Annotated in this window: 16 protein-coding genes; 5 read left to right on the top strand and 11 right to left on the bottom strand. The window is 70.9% G+C overall.

The annotated features are described in order from the left end of the window. Positions 1-21: 21 nt before the first annotated feature. The 3 genes from FHS07_RS00615 to FHS07_RS00605 are packed head-to-tail and all read right to left on the bottom strand — an operon-like array spanning position 22 to position 3339. On the bottom strand, positions 22-1284 hold the full coding sequence (locus FHS07_RS00615) for an MFS transporter (RefSeq protein WP_183417994.1): 1263 nt from the start codon (positions 1282-1284) through the stop codon (positions 22-24). Further along, entirely contained in the window at positions 1281-1871 is a 591-nt protein-coding gene (locus tag FHS07_RS00610) for a helix-turn-helix domain-containing protein (RefSeq protein WP_183417993.1), read from the bottom strand. Before FHS07_RS00610 ends, FHS07_RS00615 begins: the two co-directional genes overlap by 4 nt. A gap of 4 nt (positions 1872-1875) precedes the next feature. Continuing rightward, positions 1876-3339, bottom strand: coding sequence for an aminotransferase-like domain-containing protein (locus FHS07_RS00605; RefSeq protein WP_183417992.1), 1464 nt, complete (start codon positions 3337-3339; stop codon positions 1876-1878). Between the two features lie 19 nt (positions 3340-3358). Between FHS07_RS00605 and FHS07_RS00600 the strand changes: the two genes are divergently transcribed. Continuing rightward, a complete protein-coding gene (locus FHS07_RS00600) occupies positions 3359-3673 on the top strand; it encodes a hypothetical protein (RefSeq protein WP_183417991.1) in 315 nt (104 codons plus the stop codon). A 216-nt stretch (positions 3674-3889) separates the two neighbouring features. Here FHS07_RS00600 and FHS07_RS16310 read toward each other — a convergent pair whose 3' ends face one another. Continuing rightward, positions 3890-4213, bottom strand: a complete 324-nt coding sequence (locus FHS07_RS16310; protein ID WP_343054569.1) for a GNAT family N-acetyltransferase — start codon at positions 4211-4213, stop codon at positions 3890-3892. A 217-nt stretch (positions 4214-4430) separates the two neighbouring features. On the opposite strand from FHS07_RS16310, the gene FHS07_RS00590 reads away from it, so the two are divergent. Then, a complete protein-coding gene (locus FHS07_RS00590; protein WP_183417990.1) occupies positions 4431-6128 on the top strand; it encodes a DUF222 domain-containing protein in 1698 nt (565 codons plus the stop codon). Between the two features lie 218 nt (positions 6129-6346). Here the strand turns inward: FHS07_RS00590 and FHS07_RS00585 are convergent, their stop codons facing one another. From FHS07_RS00585 to FHS07_RS00555, 7 genes are all read right to left on the bottom strand, one after another. Beyond that, entirely contained in the window at positions 6347-9700 is a 3354-nt protein-coding gene (locus FHS07_RS00585; protein ID WP_183417989.1) for an ATP-binding protein, read from the bottom strand. Then, a complete protein-coding gene (locus FHS07_RS00580; RefSeq protein WP_246383062.1) occupies positions 9697-10494 on the bottom strand; it encodes a DUF4194 domain-containing protein in 798 nt (265 codons plus the stop codon). The genes FHS07_RS00585 and FHS07_RS00580 overlap by 4 nt, the downstream gene beginning before the upstream one ends. After that, positions 10487-11962 (bottom strand): DUF3375 family protein, encoded by a 1476-nt coding sequence (locus FHS07_RS00575; RefSeq protein WP_183417988.1) that lies wholly within the window; start codon positions 11960-11962, stop codon positions 10487-10489. Before FHS07_RS00575 ends, FHS07_RS00580 begins: the two co-directional genes overlap by 8 nt. A 230-nt stretch (positions 11963-12192) precedes the next feature. Beyond that, entirely contained in the window at positions 12193-13605 is a 1413-nt protein-coding gene (locus FHS07_RS00570) for an amino acid permease (RefSeq protein WP_183419349.1), read from the bottom strand. A 218-nt stretch (positions 13606-13823) separates the two neighbouring features. Beyond that, positions 13824-15218: an aspartate aminotransferase family protein gene (locus FHS07_RS00565; RefSeq protein ID WP_183417987.1), complete on the bottom strand. Its 1395-nt coding sequence runs from the start codon at positions 15216-15218 to the stop codon at positions 13824-13826. Continuing rightward, complete coding sequence (locus FHS07_RS00560; RefSeq protein ID WP_183417986.1) at positions 15215-15685, bottom strand: Lrp/AsnC family transcriptional regulator; 471 nt, start codon at positions 15683-15685, stop codon at positions 15215-15217. The genes FHS07_RS00565 and FHS07_RS00560 overlap by 4 nt, the downstream gene beginning before the upstream one ends. A 238-nt stretch (positions 15686-15923) precedes the next feature. Then, positions 15924-16721 (bottom strand): alpha/beta fold hydrolase, encoded by a 798-nt coding sequence (locus FHS07_RS00555; protein ID WP_183417985.1) that lies wholly within the window; start codon positions 16719-16721, stop codon positions 15924-15926. Positions 16722-16778: 57 nt separating this feature from the next. On the opposite strand from FHS07_RS00555, the gene FHS07_RS00550 reads away from it, so the two are divergent. From FHS07_RS00550 to FHS07_RS00540, 3 genes are all read left to right on the top strand, one after another. Continuing rightward, positions 16779-17345 (top strand): mismatch-specific DNA-glycosylase, encoded by a 567-nt coding sequence (locus tag FHS07_RS00550; protein ID WP_183417984.1) that lies wholly within the window; start codon positions 16779-16781, stop codon positions 17343-17345. Further along, the gene (locus tag FHS07_RS00545; protein ID WP_183417983.1) at positions 17342-17752 is read left to right on the top strand and encodes a ribosomal maturation YjgA family protein; all 411 of its coding nucleotides are present in this window, start codon (positions 17342-17344) and stop codon (positions 17750-17752) included. Before FHS07_RS00550 ends, FHS07_RS00545 begins: the two co-directional genes overlap by 4 nt. Positions 17753-17846: 94 nt before the next feature. Continuing rightward, positions 17847-18143 (top strand): DUF1905 domain-containing protein, encoded by a 297-nt coding sequence (locus FHS07_RS00540; RefSeq protein WP_183417982.1) that lies wholly within the window; start codon positions 17847-17849, stop codon positions 18141-18143. Positions 18144-18147: the final 4 nt, after the last annotated feature.

Raw genomic sequence — 18147 nt, 5'->3', positions numbered from 1 at the left:
AGGGGCGGACATTCCCGAGGCTCAGCGGGATCCTCGACGCACCATCGTCAGCGCGAGGAGCCCCGCCGCCAAATAGAGCGCTCCCTGCACCTGCAGCGAGGCCGTGAACGCCGGCCCCGACCCCACGAACCCCCCGAGCAGAGTACCCACCGCCTGCAGTGCCGTCAGCGCCGCGAAGAGCAGGCTCGTCACCCGTCCGCGATGGCTCGCGGGCGTCTCGCGGTCGACGATCGTGAGCATCGCCGTCATCGCGACCAGCCCCGGCGCACCGACCAACGCGAACAGCACGACGTACACCGGAAACCACGTCGTCAGGGCGGGGAGATTCCAGATCGCCAGCGTCAGCACCCCGAATCCGAGGATGGACGCCGCGGCCAGCCGCCACGGCGCGACGCGTCCGACCACGCCCATCAGGCCCAGTCCGGCGATCAGCGCCCCCACGGCCTGGATGCCGCGGAGGATGCCCACCTCGGTGTCGCCACCACCGAGCGAGCGCTGAACGAAGAGCACGAACAGGATCGTGAAGAGACCCTGCGCGAGCGACATGAGCATCGCCACCATCATCAGCCGGCGAAGGACGCGGTCGGCGGCGACGATGGCCAGACCCGATCCGAGTTCTGCGAAGAACGTGGTGCGGGGCGGCGCGCCGGCGGCATCCCTCTCCATCGTGTGCGGGATCGCGAGGTCGGCGGGCGGGGGAGTCGCGGCATCCCGTCGCTTCGGCGCGCGGGTGAAGAGCGCCGCGCATGCCACGGCATAGGCCGCGACGGTCGCCACGACCAGCGCGTCCACGCCACCGAGCCCGAGCACCAGGCCGCCGATGGGTGCGCCGACGAGACGGGCGAGGCCCGATCCGACGCCGAGCAGCTGATTCACCGGAGCGACGTGCGCGGGGGGTACGAGGGCAGCGGCCACGCTCGGGCGGGCCGGCTCGATGATCGCGCCGAGAACGGACTGCACGATCGCGACGAGGTAGACGATCCACAGGTCGTCGACGGTGTCGACGAAGATCAGGGGCAGCACCGCGACGGCCTGCGCGGCGGCCGTGCCGCCCATGAGATGCCAGGGGTCGGCGTGGTCGATGAGCAGGCCTGCCAGGGGAGCGGCGGCGACGGAGAGCACCGCCTGCAGCACGAACACGATCGAGGTGATGAGGGGAGAGCCCGTGACGCCCAGCACGAACAGCGGAAGCGCGACCAGCAGCATCCAGTCCGCCGTCTCGGCGACGGCTCCGCCCGAGACGAGACGGACCACGCCGGGATAGCGCCAGGTCCCGGCCGTCATGTCGCGCCGTCGATGAATCGGGGATCCACGATGCCGCGGATCGAGACCGACGCGACCGCGCCGCCCTCCGGCGTCTCAGCCCGTATCGCGCGGATGTAGGGCCGGATGATCTCGTCGATGCGGGTGCCGATCGCGGTGAGCTCGTCGGCGGTGACCAGCACGGCGTAATCGTTGATGACGGCCGCCTCACGCCAGGCGGTGGGGAGCGTGCTCTCGTGCCGCAGGAAGTCGGCGAAGCGGGCGTCGGTGTCGGCGAACCACGCCGAACGCACGGCGGCGCGCGCGAGGTCGTCGCCGGGGCCGCCGCCGGCGTCGAGGTCGATCCCGGTGATCGTCGCCCGCCACGGACGCTTGCGGGCATCGCCGTCGTCGTCGGCGGCCCGTTCGACGAGCCCGAACCTCGACAGCTCCCGCAGGTGCCAGGAGCAGTTGGATGCCGTGAGCCCGACGGCATCCGCGCACAGCGTGGCCGTCTGCGCGCCGACCGATAGCAGGTGGGAGAGGATCGCGAGGCGAGACGGCACGGCGAGGGCGGCGAGCACCTCGGAGGTGGGGATGACGCGGCGCTCGGGAATATCTGAAGTCACCGCTTCATAATAGCGGGGCCCCCTTCTGCCCGTCGTAGCCCGCCCAGGCCCGGCTCAGTCGCTCCATCCCCGCCTCGAGCACCCGCGGGGCCGAGGTGACCGGGATCCTGATGTGGTCATCGGCGTCCACGTCGGAGGCGAACTGGGCGGAGCCCGCGACCGACACCCCGAAGCCCGCCGCGTGCCGCGCGAACGCCGCCGCCGACCCCGACGGCAGCTGGGCCCAGATGCACAGGCCTCCGCGGGGCGGACTCCATCGCCAATCGGGCAGGTGCGCGCGCAGCAGTCGTCCGGCAGCTACGGCGGCGTCTCGGTGGACGGTGGCGGCCTCACGGCGCAGCTCGGGCGCTTCGGTGAACAGGTCCAGCGCGAGCAGTTGCGAGGGGACGCTGGTGGAGAGATCCGTGGTCTGCCGGAGTCCGCGCAGGCGCCGCACGAGCACCGGATCCGCGCGCAACCAGCCCACCCGCAGACCCTCCCACGCCCACTTCGACAGCGACTCGACGACGACGATCGGCGCGTCGGGGCGGAGGGCCGCGAACGAGGGCGGGGTGACCCCGTCGAACGACACGTGCGCGAGCACGCGATCCTCCACCACCGTGATGCCGTGCTCGGCGGACAGGTCCGCGATGCGCTGGCGCACCGAGAGGCTGGTCTGCATCCCGGTCGGGTTGTGGTTGTGCGGGTTCAGGGCGATCAGCACGGGGCGGCGGACGACGATCGCCGTCTCGAGCGCGTCGACGTCGATCCCGGACGGGGTCAGGCGGATGCCGTGCACCTGGCCACCACGTCGGCGCACGGCATCCGTGAGTCCTGGCCAGGCGACCTCTTCGGTCAGCACGGTGTCGCCGGGTCCGACGAGTTCGTCGACGAGCAGGCTGAGGGCTTGCTGCCCGCCGTGGGTGACGAGGGTCTGCGCCGACGTGGTGGGAGTGCCGTCGGCCGTCATCGTCTCGGCGATGACCGCGCGGAGGTTCGGCAGGCCTGCCGGGTCGGCCTCGGCGGTGGTCGCGTCGAGCACGGGTCGGTGACGTTCCACGATGGCGACCGCGCGGGGAGAGATCGCGGGCACCGCGCGCAGCAGGTCCAGGCTCGAGGGAGGGAGGGCGTACAGGGCCTCGCCGCGCCCGGCGGCCTGGCGTGCGGCGGCGGGAGCGGTCCCTGCGATGCGGGTGCCGCTCCCCTGACGGCGATCCAGGATGCCGTCGTCGTACAGCCTCGCGTAGGCGCTGACGACCGTGCCGCGCGAGACGGCGACGGTGGTGGCGAGTGTGCGTTCCGAGGGGAGCCGGTCGCCGCCGCGCAGCTCGCCCTCGCGCACCAGGCGGGCGATGCCGTCGGCGAGACTCGCTGAGAGGGTGGTTTCGGTCGTGGCCCAGCGGCCGCGTCGGAGCGCGAGCTGCGCGGCCGAGACGACAGCCGTTCGCTGGTCCACCAGGGCGGAAGTGGCTCTGTCGACGAGGGTCATAGCCCCTGATTCTGGTCCGATGAACCGTTCCCTCTCGCTCGAATCCTCGTTCTTCGGTCCAATGAGCCCCGATTGGACTGTCGCCGACCTGCTCGCGTGGATCGGTGCCGACGATGCGCGGTGCCACGATGAGCGGCTAGTGAGGATCCTGGATGCCGTGTGCCGGGCGCTCGATCCCGGCACCACGCCCGCGACGGGACGCGTGGTGGGACTCGTGCGCGCGGTCGCGATGCGGGTTGCAGCACAGCCCGGATCCGGGGAGCGCTTGGTGGGTGAGGTGGTCGGCGTGCCGTCGGCGGCGGCGCTGGCTCCCTCCGACTTAACGACCGTATGACCGACGACGTCGTGTCGACTCCCCGTCGCGCGCCGGCACTTCTCGTGATCGCACCCGTCAGCGCGGGTCGTCCCGGCTCAACACCGGCCCGCGGAGAGGCCGTGACCATGCCGCCTCGCGGGCGAGCTGTCCGGTCTCTCGAAACAACTGCACCTGATGGGTGTCCGCCAGGGCGGTCGCGAGCTCCTCACGGTCAACGGGGACGAATCCGAGGCGCTACCAAAACGGTCCCGAACGGCGGCTGAACAGCCATGCGGTGGTCGCACCCTCCTCGGCCGCGTACTTCAATGCATGGACCGCCAAGGCGTTGCCGCGCCCACGGGAACGATGCCCTGGGCCGACGGCCACGCTCCGGATCAACGCGTGGGCGCCATCGACGCTGAGTTCGTAACCCGTGCTGCCAACGATCGTGTCCGTCTCGTCTCGCTCGATCCATAGGCGCACGGTAGGCGCTTCCAGGCCGCTCAGCGTGAGATCGACCGCCCGAAGAAAGGCGGTCAGTTCGGCGATGTCGCTCGCACGGCAACGTTTAACCCGCACGTGCCCAGTCAACCACTCGCGGCTCGGGGCGGCGTGATGTGGCGCTGCGGTGGCCCGCAGCGTCCTCTTCGCGGGGACGGAGTGGTGCCCGTCCCCCGGGGACGGAGCCGCACTTCACGGTCGGGAAGGGGAAGGCGCTCTTCTCGTGGGAGGGGGCCCTTCGCGGCAGGGAACGGAGTCCGGGACCGATGTCGGACCCCCTCGCTAGCGTGGGAGCATGCACATCACGGCACCTCCGATCGACCGGCAACAGTCGGTATGCACGGCGTGGGGCGTGCCGTGGCCGAGCGACGACGACCTGCGAGCCGACGCCGACACGGCATGGGCAGTGGAAGTGGGACTCGTCGATCCCGGAGGAGGCGAAGCGGGGGCTTTCGACGACGAGTGCGTGGCGTTCGCGGACGCCGTGGCCGGCACGGTCGACCTTTCTTCACGCACCACGGATTCGGTGGGGGCCGACCCTGAGGTGTGGCTGCGAGAACTGCAACACCAGGTGCGCGCGCGCCAACGCGCCACCGCCGAGGAGTATCGGCTGATCAGGCTCGTCGTCGAGCGGGCCGCGACAGACACCGTGCCATGGGTCGGCCCCGATCCGACGCTCGACCTCGCGTGGAACGACTCGCGCGGCCGCACGATCGCCGCGGTGCGTCGCGATCGCCGCGACATGGCGGAACGCGCGGCGGTGGCCGAGATCGCCACGCAGCTGCGACTCTCGGAGCAGACGGTGCGCACCCGTGCCGCGCACGCCGAGACTCTGCAGATACGGTGTCCCGAGCTGTGGAAGGCCTTCGCCGAGGGCAGCGTCTCCGAGCGGCACGCGGTCGAAGCGGCTCGACTGGCGACGTCGCTCCCCGAAGAGTCAGAGTCCATGGCGGCCCCGGCCGCACCGGAGGGGCCCGGTGCGGCCGGCGATCCGGTGGAGCCGTTCGTCGATGGTCGCGACGAGACCCTCGACGGCACCGCGGTTCCCACGCACCAGCCGGCGGCAACTCTCGACGAGGCGCCATCGGTATCCGAAGCGCGCGCGTCCTGGCGGGCGTTCGACGAAGGCTCCCTCGATCGAGCCCTCCGTCTTCCCCCCGCGCGCTTCACCGTCGCCGCTCGGGCGCTGCGCGAGCGGGTGCACCGCGAGTCGATCGACATCCGGCACCGTCGCGCGGCTCGCGACCGCGGGGTCTGGCTGACTCCCGAGCTCGATGGTATGGCCACGCTCACAGCTCTCCTCCCCGCGGACCGGGCGTTCGACGCGCTCAGCCGCGTCGACCGCATCGCCCGCCAGCTGCGGGTCGGCCCCGATGAGGCGCGGACGCTCGCCCAGCTGCGGGCCGACGCCGTCGCCGATCTTCTGACGCGACCCGAGGACGCCGCCGAGTCGCAGGTGCTCGCTCACGGCACGGCCCCGAATTCTCCCCCGCAGACGTCACACGCCGCGCGTTCGGGCCGCCCGGCCTCGATCGTCGTCACCGTTCCCGCCCTGACACTCCTCGGAGCCGGCAACGAGCCCGCCACCCTCGACGGTTACGGTCCGATCGACCTCGACACGGCTCGGCGGCTCGCGGGGGAGGCGACGTCATGGGTGCGCATTCTGACGAACCCGCTCACGGGCGCCGCCTTGGCTCTCGATCGCTCGACCTACCGTGTCCCCACCGCGTTGCGCCGCTGGCTCGGCGTCACCTCGCCGGTCTGCGTCTTCCCGGGATGCGGGCGTCCGGCGCGTGACTGCGACCTCGACCATCTGATCGCGTGGAGCGAGGGCGGTGTCACGGATGACGACAACCTCGCCCCCGAGTGCCGACATCACCATCGTCTGCGACACGAGACACGGTGGCATCCGTCGCGCGCCCCCGACACCGGCGAGGTGCGCTGGATGTCTCCGCTCGGGGCGGAGATAGAGGAAGACCCGCCCCCGTTCTAGACGGTGGGGTCTGCCGGAGAGCACCCTGGAGGCTTTCGGCGGGACCGGCGTTCTTTCCGCGATGAGACGTGGACGTTTGGCCACGCGATCAATAACCGTGACCGCACGACCGCACCGCCCCGCGGATCCGTGCCGTCAGCGCCCGCATGTGCGCGACGCATCCCCATCTAAGCGGTAGGACCGACGATGTCGCCCTCGCCGGCAGAGCGGGGGAGAACTCACCCCTCCGCGGCCACCCCGACTTTCGCCTTCGCCCACGAGCGCCCCCGCGTGTCCTTCAAGATGTCGTACTCGACGTCCACGTGCGGCTCGATCGCGCTGTACTTGTCGTTCGGTGCGCCGATGACGAGCTGGAATCCGAGCCCCCGCCACGCGCCGATCGCGCGCTTGGTGAAGTGCGCGTCGGCCTTGATGAGCGCCTCGTCGAGGAACACCGGCGCGTACCGCGGGCGTTCGGCTCCGGCATCCCCGAGCTGATAGCGCAGAGCCGCACCGACGATGAACGCGATGAGCTCCTGCGATTCCCCACCCGACTTCTCGCCGATGTGGTCGTACAGGGCGACGTGCTCGCCGGTCTCGGCGCGGAAGCGCTCGGCGCTCACCCGCACGTGATTGCGCACGTCGACGAGGTCGGCGAAGTCCGGCGCCGTCGGGCGGATGCGACCGATGAGCCGGGCCATCCGTCCGTACACGGCCTCGCGCTCCTCGTCCGACCCGGCCGCGTCGATCGCGGCGCGCACATCGCGCAGCTCCCGCCGGAACCGGCGACGCACCTCGGACTGACTCTCGCGCGGCACGATCTGCAGACGGTGCGCGTCGTCGTAGAACGGCAGGTCCTGCATGATGTCGTTGATCGGGGCGATGCGCTCGCGGATCTCCCGCAGGGCCCGCGTCAGCGCCGAGTCGAGGTTCGTCAGATCGTTGCCCGACAGGCGCAGCAGGGAATCCCTCCACTCGGCCTCGAGTTCGTGCAGGCCGCTGGCCTCGAGGTCGGCGAGGATGCGCTCGAAGTCGCCGAGGGACTCGTCGGGATCGGCGAGCAGGTTCGGACTCGGCCACCGGTCGATGAACGCCGTCAACGTCCGTCGCAGGCTCTCGCGCTGGTCGGCCCAGGTCTCCTGCGCCGCCCGTTGCTCCTCGAGCAGGCGCTTCGACGCGGATTCGAGGGCCGCGTCGAACCGCGCCAGGAGCTGAGACGGCGTGGCGTCGGAGGCGCCCGGCGCCACGAAGAGGCTGTCGAGATACTCCAGCTCGTCGGCCGAGAGGGCGACTCCCGCGTCGTCCGCACGTTCGAGCAGGATCTGCGCGGCATCCACGTCGTCGGTGATCTCTGCCCACCGCGCGGCGAGCGCCTGCTGCTCGGTCTTGGCTCCGCCGATCTCCTCGCGCAGTCGTGCGGCGCGAGCGCGGGTTCCCGAGATCTGCTCCTGCAACTCCGCGATGCGGGGGTTGCCGGCCGTGATCTCGACGATCGTCTCGTTCCAGCGGTCCAGATCGCGCTGCACGGATGCCACATCGACCTGGTCCCACGAGAGGTCGGCGATCTTCTCGAAGGCGCTGCGCCGTTCGTCGAACGCATCGAGGGCTGCGGCGGCCGTGTCGACCGCGGCCTTCGCCGTGGTGAGGTCGCGGCGTACCGTGACGATCTGCTCGCCGAGCTCGGTCAGCCGCACGCGCGAGGAGAAGCCGAGCACGCTCTGGCGGGGAGAGCCACCGTGCGCGCCGCGCGAGCCCTGGCTCGTCTGGCCGGACACGGTCAGCGCCAGACGGTGGGCGGCCAGCTCAGCGGAGGAGTCCACGCACACGAACGCGAACTGCTGCTCGAGCCGGTCCTGCAGCCACCCGGTGAAGGGGGACCGGCGGTACTCCAGGCGTCCGGGCAGCGTCGCGGGGTCGAGGCCGGTGCGCTCGGGGAGTCCCGTCGACACCCCCTCGAATCGGAGACGCTCCGACAGGCGCACGCCGTCGATCGCGGACCGGAAGGATGCCAGGTGCGCGGCATCCACCAGCAGCGTCGTCGCGAAGCCGCCGAGGGCCAGCGTGAACGCCCCGCGCCACGGTTCGTACTCGGTGCGGACGTCGACGAGCTCGGCGACGAAGGGCAGTTCGGCGGCGGTGAGTCCGGCGGCCGCGGCGAGTGCCTCGCGCGCCTCGTGCAGGCGCTGCGGGATGTTGTCGTCACGCGTCTGCGTGCGGCGGTGCTCGGCTTCGAGCGCGGCGAGCGTTTGGCGCAGCTCGGTGTGGGTGCTGCTGGCCGTGACGAAGGCGTCGCGGACCGCCGTCTTGCCGTCGGCGTCCGCGAGGGTGCGGCGTGCGTCGTCGACGAGGGCGGCGAACTGGTCGGCCGACGAGACCTCGACCGACAGCACCGTCAGCGCCGCCTCGAACCGCTCACGATCGCGCTGCATGCCCGCCAGGCGCCGCTCGAGCCCGCGGAGCTCCCGCTGGGCGGCGTCGAGCCGGTCGCCGCCGGCCGCGCGCAGCACGTCGCCGAGTCCCTCGCGCTCGGCCTCAGCCGCATCCGCGAGCCCCTGCCGTTCGCGCACGAGCGCGTCGGTGGCGTGCGTGCGTTCGCGCAGCTCCGCCTCGACGGCGCCGAGCAGGTCGACCCGCCGCTGCGCGCGCCAGAGCGACGCGCGTGACGCGGGGTCGCCGAAGCGCCCGAGCGCATCGATCAGGCGGAGGCGCTCCGCGGCCTCGTCGATGCGCGTCCGCATCACGCGGATGGGCTGCAGCGCCCGCACCTGCTGCCGCGCCTCGAGCATGCGCGTGCGCGTGGACTCGAGCCCGTCGAAATGCGACACGACGGCGTCGGCGACCGCGAGGGTCTCGGGTTCTTCGAGCACCATGCGCTTGTAAAGGTCGTCGACCGTCGTGATCTGCTGCCCGGCCTGGATACGCGCGAGAAGGCTCATCGCCTTCGCGCCCGACCCCGCCGCGCCGATGCCGAGCACCGCGTGCAGCCGCGCCGAGAACTCGCGGTCGGTCGCGAGGGTGTCCAGGCCCGTCGCCCGCACCGCCGCATCCGACAGGTGGGTGCGCGCGGCCGGCTCCAGCGCGCGCAGGTCGAACCCGCCGTGCACGCTCGCCCGCACCTTGACGGCGTCGTCGAGGGTTCGCGCGGCGGCCGGGATGTACCAGGCCCGCACCGCCGTGAACCGGGCGCCGTCGTGGTCGGCCCAGGTCATCGCGATCGCCGTCCACGTGTCGACGCCGTCGCCGCGCAGCACCCGCACCTTCGTGCCCTCGTCGGTGCGCGACTCGTCGAGCTTGCCGCGGCCGTACGAGAGGATGTTTCGCTGCTCCTGCCCGCGCGGGCGCCCCACGACCGCACCGTTCGACGCGCCGTTGAAGGGGGTGGTGTGCGGCATCATGAGCGCGACGTACGCGTCCATGAGCGTGGATTTGCCCGATCCCGACCCTCCGCACAGCAGCGTCGCGGTGGGCGCGAAGCGCACGCGGTGCGTGCCGTCGTAGCCGCCCCAGTTGACCAGCTGCAGGTCTTCGGCCACCCACTGCTGCCCGCGGGACGCGGCGGGGATCAGCCCGAAGAGCGTGTCGAGCATGGTCATGAGAGGCCTCCCTCGGAGATGTCGGATGCCGAGACCTCGGGCGCACGCGAAGCCCCCGCCCCGGCATCCTGGGGGTGCGTGTCCGGGGGCGTGGGCGCGGGTGCTTCGGTCTCGCGCGGCGCCGAGGAGCCGGCATCCTGCGTCTGCTCGTCGAGCCATCGCTGGAGCTCGCGGAGCGTTTCGGCGCTCAGCACGACTTCGATGAGGGGGCCGATGCGGTAGCGACCCTCGGACTCCTCTTCGACGATGCCCTCGCGGTCCAGGCGTGCGATCGCCGTGCGCACGGCACGTTGCTGGCTGGCGCGCGTGCCGTCGCTCTCGGCGAAGTAGGTCAGCACGGTCTGCTCGACCTCTTCGACGTCGACGCGGGCCGAGGCGCTGCCGGCCGTGGTCTCGCGCTGGAACACCGTGCGCAGGTACACGAGCACGAGCGTCTCGGCGCGCGAATACGCCTCGTCTTTCAACAGGATCGGCACGTCGAGCTCGTCGCTGCGCACCTGCTCCTTGTACGCCACGCCCCGGGAGTGATCGACCACCAGCCGCACGAACAGGTCGTTCAGACGCGACTCGATCATCTGCTGGTGTTCGATCAGCAGCTTCCACTCGGCGGGAGAGCTCTCGGCGAGCAGGAATCGGCGCTGCAGAATGCGCACGAGCACGCGCCGCACCTCGGCGTCGAGGATGCCGCGGTCGCCCGCGAACAGGGCGTCGGGGTCGTTCTCCATCGCGACGGGGGCGATGAAGGCGGGGGTGTCGGTGTCGTCCGGACGGGCGAGGGCGTCGACGTCAGTCATCGGTGTCGCTTTCTCTCGTGCCCCCGGCTGTGACCGCCGCGAAGGCGAACCGGCGGATGGTGCCGTCGGGGCGTACGGCCTCGACGATCGAGACGTCATCGGTCTCGGTCAGGCCGCCGCGGTGCACGATCTCGAGCAGGCCCACGAGGTCGACCGGGCGGCGGGTGCCGGCGTCGGCGCCGGCGAAGGCGGTGGCCAGGTCGAAGCCCTGGCCGAGAGTGGCGACGTAGGCCTCGAGTTCGGCGTAGTGCGGTCCGCCCCAGGCGCGCGTGTCGACGCCGGCGAATTCCACGTCGGGAGCTTCGGATGCCAGGGGCTCGGGCGTACCGCTCGGACGCACGTCGCTGAGCGACTGCCGGAGATGCCCGATGTCGGCCAGCGGCAGCGTGCGCACGGGCTCCACTCGTCCCGGGGCGCGGGTCTGGCTCCACCGGTGGAGGCCGGCCATGACACCGCGGAGCAGGTCGTCGACCTGGCGATCGCGGATGGGGTCGTGCGTGCGCACTTGCGCGGTGATGACGTGCGACGCGCGGCGCTGGGCGGTGAGCACCTCCTGCACACCGGCCTCGACGCGGCGGGCGATGGCATCCAACTCCCCTCGCTGTTCGGCGGTCATGAGACGCGAGAACGGCTGGGTGAGCACGGCATGCAGCTGGTCTGTCAGGTCGTCGATGTGCTCGGGATCGCCGATCAGGCGCAGCGCGCCTTGGAAGGCCCGGCCCTCGGGGGTGGCCCGCATCACCTGGCGGCCGCGTTCGAGGTACTCGCGCAGCACCTCGCCGGTGGGGCGTACGTCGCGGCGGAGCTCCGCGACGACATCCCGCTGCATCGCGGCGATGGACTCCGCGACGCGGGAGAAGTCGGCCGGCAGCTCGCGGGCGAGATGGATGACGTTCTCGGCCTCTTCGAGCAGGTGCTCGTCGTCGAGCGGCTCGACGACGCCCTGCTCGAGCGCCGCGAGTTCGGCATCGATGGCTTCCCGCTCCGCGAGCAGCACCTCGCGACGACGGTCGGGGTCGCTCTCGGCGTCGCGGGCGAGCCGCTCGACCGCGTCGAGCAGCGTGCGCACACGCGAGCGCGACACGCGGGCCCGACCGCCGCCCGCGCGACCGGCGATCTCGAGCGCACCCACCGCGTGCGCCGACAGGCGGTACACCTCGACGTCGTCTTCGATCTGCAGGCTCAGCCACCCCACGCGCACCCATCCGCGGCAGATCTCCCGTGCGGAACCGGCGGGGATGCGGCGGTCGTCGTCGGTGTCGAGGCCCGCGGCGCGCAGTTCGTCGATGGCCTCGGCGACCTCGACGTGCGCGTCGGCGACGGCCACAGCGGATCTATCGGGTGAGAACACCACCGACAGCACGGCCACGACGAAGGGGGCGAACCGGCCGTGCAGCAGATCGAGCGTGGGGTTCTTGAACGCCGTGACCGATCGCAGGTAGGCGGCTTCGGCGCGGGTGCGGGTCACTGGCTGCAGTCTACCGGCGGGCTGAGGCGGGTCGTGATTACGTCTCGTGCGGGTGAGGCGGCGGGCGCGTTCACGGCATCCCCGCGGTCGCCCCGGACCGTCCGCCCCACGGTGTGCACGGCGGCCGTCGCCGGCACGTCGGGCGGGACTGATCCCCTCCCTTCGCACGCGCCGCGGCCGCGGCATCCCTCCCGGAAGAAGGAGAGGATGCCGCGGCCCGGTGGCTCAGGTCACGCGTCCGAGCGCGGGCCCGGCACCGTCTTGTTGAAGCCCGTCACCGGCTGGTTCTCATCGAACGAGGCGATCGGGCGACGGAAGCCCTTCGTGAGGATGACGAGGTACACCACGCCGAGGCTGGTCCAGATGAGACCGCCGATGAGCGCGTGCGCGTCGAGGTTGACCCACAGCAGTCCCGTGAGGAGCACACCGATCCCCGGCATCACGATGTAGCGGAAGATGTCTCCGGGCGTCTTGCGCAGCCCCTTGCGGATGGCGAACCATGCGATCACCGAGACGTTCACGAAGGTGAAGGCCACGAGCGCGCCGTAGTTGATGTACGCCGCGATCTGCTCGAGGGTAAACGAGATCGCCAGCAGGCTGACGAGGCCGACGATGATGATCGAGATCGTCGGGGTGTGCGTCTTGGGGTTGACGAAGCCGAAGATGCGGCGGGGCAGCACGTTGTTGCGCCCCATCACCATCAGCATCCGCGAGACCGACGCGTGCGAGGCGAGCCACGACGCGAGGGTCGCGGCGAACCCGGCCGCGGTGAGCACGGCCTGGAACACCGGTCCGCCCACCTGCACACCGATCTCGGGCAGGGTGCTGTTCTCGATCGCCTCGGGCGGGAACGCCGACGCGTCGGGGAAGCGCAGCTGCGTGACGTACGCCGCGATGAGGAAGATGACCCCGCCCGCGACGAGGGTAAGAAGGATCGCGCGGGGCATGATCTTGGGCGACTTGGCCTCCTCGGAGTACATCGACACCGCGTCAAAGCCGATGAAGGAGAAGCACACGATCGTGGCGCCCGCCAGGACGGCGCCGAACTGCACGTCGTCGTGGACGAAGGGCGCGAGCGAGACGGCCGTCCCCGCGCCCGCTCCGCCGACGAGCTGCACCACCACCATCACGACGAACACCGTCATGACGAGGATCGAGAACACCAGCAGGATCATGTTGATGTTCGAGGTCCCGCGCATCGTCAGGTAGATGACGCCGGTGACGCCCGCGGTGAAGACGACGACCCAGAGCCAGCCGGGGACGTCGGGGAACAGCGCCTCCATGTAGCTGCGCAGGATGAGCGCGTTGACCATGGGGAGCAGCAGGTAGTCGGTCAGGGCGGTCCACCCGACGACGAAGCCGACGCCGGGATGGATCGACTCACGGGCGTAGGTGTAGGCGGAGCCGGCGCTCGGGATGACCCGGACCATCTTGCCGTAGCTCACGGCGGTGAAGGCGAGCACGATGAGGGCCACCGCGTAAGCCGCGGGGACGACGTTGTTCGTCTCGTCGGCCACGAGGCCGAAGGTGTCGAAGACGACGGTCGGGGTCATGTAGCCGAGGCCGAGACCCACGATCGACCAGAGGCCGAGGGTGCGGGCGAGCTTTGCTGCCGAGCCGGGCGTGGCCGTCGGGGCGGCGATGTTCTCGTTCGTGGCTCCTCCTAGAGGGTGCGGGGCGCGATCGGGTGTCGCGCGAGCGGGTGCGGGGCGCGATCGGGTGTCGCGTCCGTGGGGCTGAAGGCGGGGTACAGCACGCGGAGCACCGCTCTGAGTGGGAGCGGACGTGTCGGCCGGGGTCGGGCCGTGGAGCAGGGGCGGGTGAGGATGCCGAACGGGGTGGGCTCGGCATCCCCGGTTCGTCAGAGGCGGTTCGCCGCCTCGGTGAGGGTCGCGCGGAGGATCTGTTCGATCTCGATGAACTCGGACGGGCCGATGGTCAAGGGCGGAGCGAGCTGGATGACGGGGTCGCCACGGTCGTCGGCGCGGCAGTAGAGGCCGGCGTCGAACAGGGCCTTCGACAGGAAGCCGCGCAGCAACCGTTCGGACTCGTCGTCGTCGAACGTCTCTTTCGTCGCCTTGTCCTTCACCAGCTCGATGCCGAAGAAGTAGCCGTCGCCGCGCACGTCTCCGACGATCGGCAGGTCGAGAAGCTGCTCCAGCGTCGAGCGGAAGACGGGGGAGTTGGTGCGCACGTTCTCGAGCAGCCCCTCCTCCTCGAAGACATCGAGGTTCTCCAGCGCCACCGCGGCCGACACCGGGTGCCCGCCGAAGGTGTAGCCGTGCGGGAAGGATGCGTCGCCGTGCGCGAAGGGCTCGTAGACGCGGTCGCTGATGATCGTGCCCCCCAGCGGCGAGTAGCCGCTCGTGACGGCCTTGGCGAACGTGATCATGTCGGGCTGGTAGTCGTACGCGCTGGCGCCGAAGTAATGCCCGAGACGCCCGAAGGCGCAGATGACCTCGTCGGAGACGAGGAGCACGTCGTATTTGTCGCAGATCTCGCGCACCCGCTGGAAGTATCCCGCCGGGGCGGGGAAGCATCCGCCGGCGTTCTGCACCGGTTCGAGGAAGACCGCCGCGACCGTCTCGGGCCCCTCGAACTGGATCATCTGCTCGATGCGGTCGGCGGCCCACAGGCCGAACTCCTCGGGGGTGCCGCCCCCGAAACCGGACTCCTCGGCGCGGTAGTAGTTCGTGTTCGGCACGCGGAAGCCGCCCGGGGTGACGGGTTCGAACATGTGCTTCATGACGGGCAGGCCCGTGATGGCCAGGGCTCCCTGCGTCGTGCCGTGGTAAGCGATCGCGCGGGAGATCACCTTGTGCTTCGACGGCTTGCCCTGGGTCTTCCAGTACTGCTTCGCCAGCTTGAACGCGGTCTCGACCGCCTCGCCGCCGCCCGTGGAGAAGAAGACGTGGTTGAGGTCGCCGGGGGCGAGGTTCGCGAGACGCTCGGCGAGTTCGATCGCGGCGGGGTGGGCGTACGACCAGAGCGGGAAGAACGCCAGCTCTTCGGCCTGCTTCGCCGCCGCCTGTGCGATGCGTCGTCGCCCGTGGCCGGCGTTGACCACGAACAGCCCGGCGAGGCCGTCGATGTAGCGCTTGCCGGTGGAGTCGAAGATGTGGTGGCCCTCGCCCTTGACGATGATCGGGACGCCGGGGCCGTCGGTCATCACCGACTGACGGGAGAAGTGCATCCAGAGGTGGTCGCGGGCTTTCGCCTGGAGGGTGGAGTTCTGGTCGGTGTCGAGAAGGGTCATCGTGTTCCCCAGTTGTAGAGCTGACGGTGGAGCTTGAGGTAGACGAACGTCTCGGTCGAGACGATGTCGGGTAGCGAGCGGATGCGGTCGTTGAGCAGGTCGATGAGGTCGTCGTCGCTCTCGCACACGACCTCGACCAGGAGGTCGAACGACCCCGCGGTCGAGACGACGTACGTCACGCCGGGGAGTTCCGTCATCTGCGCGGCCGCCACCCTCGTGTCACCCGAGACGCGCACGCCGATCATGGCCTGGCGTGCGAAGCCCAGCTGCAGCGGATCGGTGACCGCGACGATCTGCAGGATGCCGGCATCCTGCATCTTCTGCACGCGCTGGCGCGTCGCGGTCTCGCTGAGGCCCACGGCCTTGCCGATCTCGGCGTACGAGCGGCGTCCGTCCTCCTGCAACTGCTCCACGATCGCCTTGGAGAGGCGATCGAGAACGGCGTTGCGTTCGATCGAGGTGCTCATGTTGCGCGACGGTATCAGCGCACTCGACGACAAATCAATGATGATGTCGACTTTCACGGAGGTGTAACAACGCGGAAACCGTCGTATCGCGCGAAATCCCGCGCCGCGCACGCGCGTGACGGAGGGGAGGCGACGCCGAGCCGCGGCATCCGCTCACCCGCTGGACGTCCCGTCCCCGCCTCCGCCGGGGCGCAGAATCGAAAACCGCACCGCACGCGAGGTGGTGGGGGTGGGCGCCTCAGACGTCGCGCGCGAGGAAGCTCAGACCCGCGTCGCGGAACGCGCGCGCACCGGGGGCGTTGACGTGGTGGCGTCCGGGGATGTCGGCGAACTCGCCCCGCGGCAGCAGCGAAGCGAGGTGGGCGGACTGGTCGTGGATCGGGTCTTCCGTGCCGGTGGCGATCAGCACCGGCTGCTGCGGCGGCGAGGCCGGGTCGGGGTCGGTCTCGCCCAAGCGTATGCCCTCGGCGATCGCGACGAGTGCACGCAGATCGTTGCCCGGCACGCGCTCGGCGAGCGAGACGTAGCGCAGGGTCGTGGCGTCTTCCACCGGGGTTCCGTGGTCGAGGAACGCCCGAGCCTGTTCGACCTTCAGGCGTGCCAGGGGGCGACCGTCGGGGATCCCGCCGAGGACGGCCCGCTCGACGTGCTCGGGCGCGTCGACCGCCAGTTGCCACCCGACACGACCGCCGAGGGAGTACCCGAGGTAGCGGACGGAATCGAGCAGATAGGTGTCGAGCACCGCGACGAGGTCGGACACCAGGGTGGGCATCGTGTACGACGCGGCGTCGAACGGCTTGTCACTCGATCCGTGCCCGCGCTGGTCGACGGCGACCACGCGGAACCCGGCGCGCAGCAGATCGCGCACCCAACCGGTGTTGACCCAGTTGTCGCGTGTGCTCGAGCCGAAGCCGTGGACGCACAGCACGGGGTGGGCGTCGGCGTCGCCCCACGTGTACGTCGCGAGGCGCACATTGTCGCCGACGATGACGTACTGCGGCGTGGGCATCTCGGTCAGGGAGGGCACGGCATCCATTCCTCCGATCCTGGCAGATGCACGATCCCCGCTCGGGGTAGTGGTCATAGTGGTCTCATGGGTTTCACGCGCGCCGAACTGGAGTCGTTCCGGGATGCCACCATCCCCGACCTCGTCGAGTCGGGGGTGCGGTTGCTCTTCGTGGGCATCAACCCGGGGCTGTGGACCGCGGCGACGGGCACCCCGTTCGCACGTCCGGGCAACAGGTTCTGGCCCGCGCTCGTGGAGGCCGGCGTGCTGCCCCGGTTGCCGCGATACGCCGAGGAACTGGGCGACGACGACCGTCGCATGATCTTCGACGCCGGTGTCGGGGTGAGCAACCTCGTCGCCCGCGCGACCGCGCGCGCCGACGAGCTCTCACGCGACGAACTGCGCGCCGGGGCCGCGGCGCTCACGGACCGTGTGGCGGCGTGGCGTCCGCGGGCGGTGGCGGTCGTGGGTGTGACGGCGTATCGACAGGGATTCCAACGCCCCCGCGCCGTCGCCGGCCGGCAAGAGGAGTCGATCGCCGATGTGCCGACGTGGGTGCTGCCCAATCCCAGCGGCCTGAACGCGCACGACACCGTCGCCACGTTGGCCCGCGCCTACGCGGAACCCGCTCGCGCGGCCGGAGTGCCGGCATGACGCCCCCGCGCCGTCGTCCGGTCGCGTTGGTAGCGCTCGCCGTGGTCGTGGCGGCGGGGCTCGTCGTGGCGAAGGTCCTGCCCTCATCGGCGGCGACCGACATCGCCGGCGATGCCCTGTACGCCGTCGCCGTCTACGCCGGGCTCGTCGTGCTCCTGCCGCGGGCGGGCAGGCCGATCCTCGCCGTCGCCGCCACCGGGTGGTGCGTCTTCGTCGAGCTGCTGCAGCTGACGGGACTCCCGGTCGCGCTCGCCGAGCGGATACCTCCGATCGCGTTGGTGCTCGGCACGGGCTTCGACGCGCGCGACCTGCTCGTGTACGCGAGCGCGGTGCTGGTCGCCGCCGCGGCCGATGCGGTCGTTCGTTCACGCATGCTGCGCCGCGGTCGATCGAGGATCGACGCCTGACGTGTCGGACGTGTGGGCGCCTCCTCCCCAGGGGGCGGTGCTCGGGCGGCGTCGGAGGGCCGGAGTAGGGTGACCGCGACATGAGGAGGTCCGCGTGATCGTGCGATTCGACGGCGACGTGTTCCGCTGGGAGGCCCGCAGCGACAGCGACTGGTACTTCGTCGCGCTGCCGCCCGAGCTCAGCGCCGACATCCGTGAGACGCAGACGTTCCGCCGGGGCTTCGGGGGCGTGCGGGTGGAGGCGACGATCGGTGGATCGAGCTGGCGCACGTCGATCTTCCCGCAGGCCCATGACGTCTACGTCCTTCCGCTCAAGCGCGCGGTGCGCGACGCCGAGGGGATCGATCCCGGAGCGACCGTCGTGGTCGATCTCGTCGTGCTCGACGCCTGAGATC

It is taken from the genome of Microbacterium proteolyticum (assembly GCF_014192415.1).
In the GTDB taxonomy this organism is placed as follows: domain Bacteria; phylum Actinomycetota; class Actinomycetes; order Actinomycetales; family Microbacteriaceae; genus Microbacterium; species Microbacterium proteolyticum.
Note: the sequence above shows the minus strand (reverse complement) of the source record. Positions and strands in the feature narration are given on the sequence as shown.